The sequence below is a fragment of the Falsiroseomonas oryziterrae genome (assembly GCF_021864505.1).
Lineage (GTDB): Bacteria > Pseudomonadota > Alphaproteobacteria > Acetobacterales > Acetobacteraceae > Falsiroseomonas > Falsiroseomonas oryziterrae.
This window is the reverse complement of the sequence record NZ_JAKJIB010000333.1, coordinates 1-4481: the sequence shown is the minus strand read 5'-3', so window position 1 is coordinate 4481 and position 4481 is coordinate 1. Positions and strand designations below refer to the sequence as shown.

3 protein-coding genes are annotated in these 4481 nt (G+C 71.7%); all 3 read left to right on the top strand.

Annotated features, from left to right (window positions below):
* The first annotated feature begins 274 nt into the window (after positions 1 to 274).
* The 3 genes from L2I40_RS19490 (at position 275) to L2I40_RS19480 (ending at position 4337) form a co-directional block, all read left to right on the top strand.
* Positions 275 to 1264: a TAXI family TRAP transporter solute-binding subunit gene (locus L2I40_RS19490; RefSeq protein WP_237216848.1), complete on the top strand. Its 990-nt coding sequence runs from the start codon at positions 275 to 277 to the stop codon at positions 1262 to 1264.
* A 134-nt stretch (positions 1265 to 1398) separates the two neighbouring features.
* Positions 1399 to 3309 carry a TRAP transporter permease gene (locus L2I40_RS19485; RefSeq protein ID WP_237216847.1) on the top strand — a complete coding sequence of 637 codons (1911 nt, stop codon included), beginning with the start codon at positions 1399 to 1401 and terminating at the stop codon, positions 3307 to 3309.
* The gene (locus tag L2I40_RS19480; protein WP_237216846.1) at positions 3306 to 4337 is read left to right on the top strand and encodes an amino acid ABC transporter substrate-binding protein; all 1032 of its coding nucleotides are present in this window, start codon (positions 3306 to 3308) and stop codon (positions 4335 to 4337) included. The genes L2I40_RS19485 and L2I40_RS19480 overlap by 4 nt, the downstream gene beginning before the upstream one ends.
* The last annotated feature ends 144 nt before the right edge of the window (positions 4338 to 4481 follow it).

The following is a 4481-nucleotide window of genomic DNA, read 5'->3' as shown; positions in this document are numbered from 1 at the left end:
GCTGGTGGAGCGCGCCGCCGGCGATCCGTGGTGGGCCGTCACGACCGCCCTGTCCGCCTGGCTCGGCACCGCGCGCCCCGAGGTGGTGCTGCGCGACGTGGCCCCCTCCTGCGGCCCGGCGATCGAGGCCGCGCGGCCCTACCTGTCGCGCGGCTGAGCCGGGCGCGATCTGCCCCCGGGCGCGGGGCGCATTGCGAAGACTCCATCCACCGGCAAGATACGGGCGACGGCCGAGCCCGCATGATCCCTGCCTGGGAAGGTTGGGAGACGGGCCATGAGCCTCTTCGTGTCACGGCGCGCCGTGCTCGGCGCCGGCCTCGCGCTGCCCTTCGTCCGCACGGCGCGGGCGCAGCAGACGCTGGAATGGGTCGCAGGCTCGGTCGGCGGCGGCTGGTACACCATGGCTGCCGGCCTCTCCTCGCTGATCGCGGAAGAGAACCCCGATCTCCGCATCCGCGTCGTGCCGGGCGGCGGCCTCGCCAACTCCACCCGCGTCAACAACAACCAGTCGCCGCTCGGCTGGGGCATCGACACCTTCACCGCCGCCGCGGCGAAGGGCGAGGACCCCTACAGTGCGCGCCACGAGAACCTGCGCAGCCTCGGCACCGGCTACAGCCCGACCGAGCACAACCTGGTCCGCGCGGTGGGGCAGGGGCCGGAGGACATGCGCGGCATCCTGACGCAGCGCGGCCTCCGCATCGCCTGCCCGCAGCGGTCGAGCACGGACGAAATGACCCTGCAGCGCATCCTGCGCTTCCTCGGCACCTCGCCCGACCAGATCCGCGCCAATGGCGGCCGCTACCTCAACGGCAGCTATGCCGACATTGCCGCCGCCTACGCGGACGGCCAGGTGGACTACCTCTACGCCGCGCTCGCCAAGCCGGCCGCGATCCTGACCGAGATCGGGCAGGGGCGGCGCGCCTCGCGCCTCGTCGGCTTCCCCGATGACGTGCGGAAGCACCTCATCGACAGCTTCGCCTATGCGGAAGGTACGCTGCCCGCTGCCACCTATCCGACGCTGCAGGATCGCGACCTGATGGTCACGACGATGGACAGCGTGATCCTGGTGCACGCATCCGTGTCGGACGAGGCCGCCTACCGCATCACCCGCACGCTGATCCGCAACCGCGGGCAGCGCCTGGTCTCGATCCACGCCTCGATGGGGGCCTGGGATCCGCGCACCTCCTGGCGCTATGCCGGCGTGCCGCTGCATCCCGGCGCCGCGCGCGCCTTCCGCGAAGCGGGGGTGATGCCCGCCGCTTGAAGCCCCACGACGTCGCTGCGCGCCGTCGCGGGGACCCCGGTCTTGGCGCCTGATCCTGCCGTGACGCCTCAGCCTGGCGAGGCAAAGCCTCGCCAGGGCACCGAGGGGCGGATGGTCCTGCCGGCTGGTCGCGCATGAGGGAGTTGCGCGGCCCGCTCCGATGGATCTGCTGGGCCTGGGCTGCAGCCGCCGCCGCCGTGCATCTCTATTTCGGCGGCTTCGGCTTTCCCGAGCCGATCCAGATGCGCGGCCTCCACCTGCTGGTGTTCACACCGCTGCTCTTCCTGCTCTACCCGGCGACCTCACGCTCGCCGAAGCATCGCCCATCCGTCCTCGATTGGGCCTGGGCCGCGGCCTCCGCGGCGCCGCATGCCTGGGTGATGTGGAACTGGATGGCGGTCGCCGACCGCATGGAATACGTCGACCCCTTCACGCCCACGATGATGGTGCTGGGCATCACCTGCATCGTCACGCTGCTCGAGGCGATCCGCCGCGCGGTCGAACCCGGCCTCGCCTGGATGGTCGCCGGGTCGCTGGTCTACATGCAGTGGGGATACCTCGTGCCCGGCGTCCTCAACGCGCGCCCCTTCAGCCCGGCCGAGATCGTCGAGGCGTCCTGGCTCGTGCCGACGGCCGGCGGCGTCTACGGCCCGCTCACCGGCATCGTCGCCACCACCATCGCCGTCTTCATCCTGTTCGGCGCCTTCATGCAGGGCAGCGGGACGGGCCGGCTCTTCTCCAACCTCGGCGCCGCCGTGGCCGGGCGATACTCCGGCGGGCCCGCCAAGGTCGCCGTCGTCACCTCCGGCCTCTTCGGCACGATGAGCGGGAGCAGCGTCTCGAACGTCATCACCACCGGCGCCATGACCATCCCGCTGATGGTCCGCCTCGGCTACCGCCCCGCCGTCGCCGGCGGGATCGAGAGCGCGGCGAGCGTCGGCGGCGCGCTCATGCCGCCCGTGATGGGCGCGGCCGCCTTCGTCATGGCCGAGATCACCAACATCCCCTATGGCGAGATCGTCGTCGCGGCGGCCATCGGCGCCGGCCTCTACTACTTCGCCATCCTCGCCGCTGTGCATTTCGAGGCGAAGAAGCTCGGCATCGAGGCGATGGCGCTGAAGGACATCCCCGCCTGGCGCGAGGTCCTGGCCGACGCGCATCTCGTGCTGCCCATCGCGGTGCTCGTGTACCTCATGATGGAGCGCTGGTCGGGCAACTACGCCGCCTTCTGCGCCACCATCGCCATGGTCGCGGTCGCCATGCTGAAGCGCCGCACCCGCATGTCCTGGCGCGACATCCTCGACAGCTTCGCCAATGCCGGCCTGACGATGGCGCCGCTCGCGGTCGCCATCGCCGGCGCGGGCATCGTCGTCTCCGCGCTGACCGCCACCGGCATGGTCGTGGCCTTCGGCGGCATCATCAAGCAGATGGCCGGCGGCAACCTCGGCCTGCTGCTGGTGCTGCTCGCGCTGACGGTCCTCGTGCTCGGCCTCGGCATCCCGACCACGCCCTCCTACATCATCGCCGCCGCGATCGGCGTCCCGCAGGTGCTGGAGCTCGGCCGGCCGCTCGGCATCGATCCGCTGCAGGCGCATCTCTTCACCTTCTACTTCGCGGTTATCGCCGACGCGACGCCGCCGGTCGCCGCCGCCGCCTTCGCCGCCGCCGCCATCGCCAAGGCGAGCCCGACCATCACCTCCGTCCACGCGACGCGCTTCGGCATCGCCGGCTTCACCGTCGGCTTCGCCTTCATCTACGACCCTGGCATCATGCTGCGCGGCTCGCTGCTCGACATCGCGACCGCCACCGCCATCCAGCTCGCGGCGCTGACGCTCATCACCTCCGCCTATGCCGGCTTCCTGCTCGCGCCGGTCAACATCCTGCTGCGCCTCCTGATGGGCGCTGCAGGCCTGGCGGCCGCCTTCGCGCATGTCCTGGACGACACGACGCGCCTCCTGATCGGCGCGGCGACACTCGGCGGCGTCGCCGCCCTGCAATGGCTGGCGGCCCGCGCCGCGCAGCCCGAACCGGGAGAACGGGAATGATCAAGCGCACGCTGCTCGCCCTCGGCGCCGCCGCCCTGCTGACCGCGCCGGCCCTCGCGCAGACGATGGCGCCACCCGGGCCGACGCTGACCGCCACCCGCGCCAAGGGCGTCGTCGATTGCGGCGCCCATCCCGGCGCACCCGGCTTCGGCGTCACCGACAGCCGCGGCACCTATGTCGGGCTCGAGGCCGACACCTGCCGCGCCGTCGCCGCCGCCATCTTCGGCGACGGCAACCGCGTTCGCTTCACCGTCGTCACCTCCGCGGCGCGCCTGCCGGCGCTGCAATCGGGCCAGATCGACCTGCTGCCGCGCACCACCACCTGGACCCAGTCGCGCGACACCGCGAACGGGCTCAACTTCACCGCCGTCACCTTCTACGACGGCCAGGGCTTCCTGGTCCGCCGCAGCCTCAACCTCCAGCGCGCCACCCAGCTCGACGGCGCCTCCATCTGCGTGACTTCCGGCACCACCAACGAGCTGAACCTGGCCGACTGGGCGCGCAGCAACCGCGTTAGCATCCGCCCCGTCGTCTTCGAGCAGAACGACGAGACCCGCATCGCCTACGAGAGCGGCCGCTGCGACGCCTTCTCGACCGACGCCTCCCAGCTCGCCGGCATCCGCAGCGCGCTGCCGCGGCCCAACGAGCACGTCGTGCTGCCCGACATCATCTCGAAGGAGCCGCTCGCGCCCGCCGTCCGCCACGGCGACGACCAGTGGTTCGACATCGTGCGTTGGACGATCTACGCGCTGATCGAGGCCGAGGAACTCGGCGTCACCCAGGCCAATGTGGACGAGATGCTGCGCAGCGAACGCCCCGAGATCCGCCGCCTGCTCGGCGTCTCCGGCGACCACGGGCCCTTCATGGGCCTCGACCGGCGCTGGGCCTACAACGCGATCAAGGCGGTCGGGAACTACGGCGAGATCTTCGAACGCCACCTCGGCCGCAACACGCCGATCGGCCTTTCCCGCGGCCTGAACGACCTCTGGACCCGCGGCGGGCTGATGTACGCCCCGCCGGTGCGCTGAGGGCAGGGCGCGCCGCAGGGGGGCCTTGCCCCCCTGCACCCCCCACCAGGAGCCTGGAGGCTCCTGGACCTGCGTCAGTGTAGCGCCGGGAGGGAGGGGGCACTTCGGCCCCCTCCCTCCCGGCGCTGAAAAACAGATGGCTGG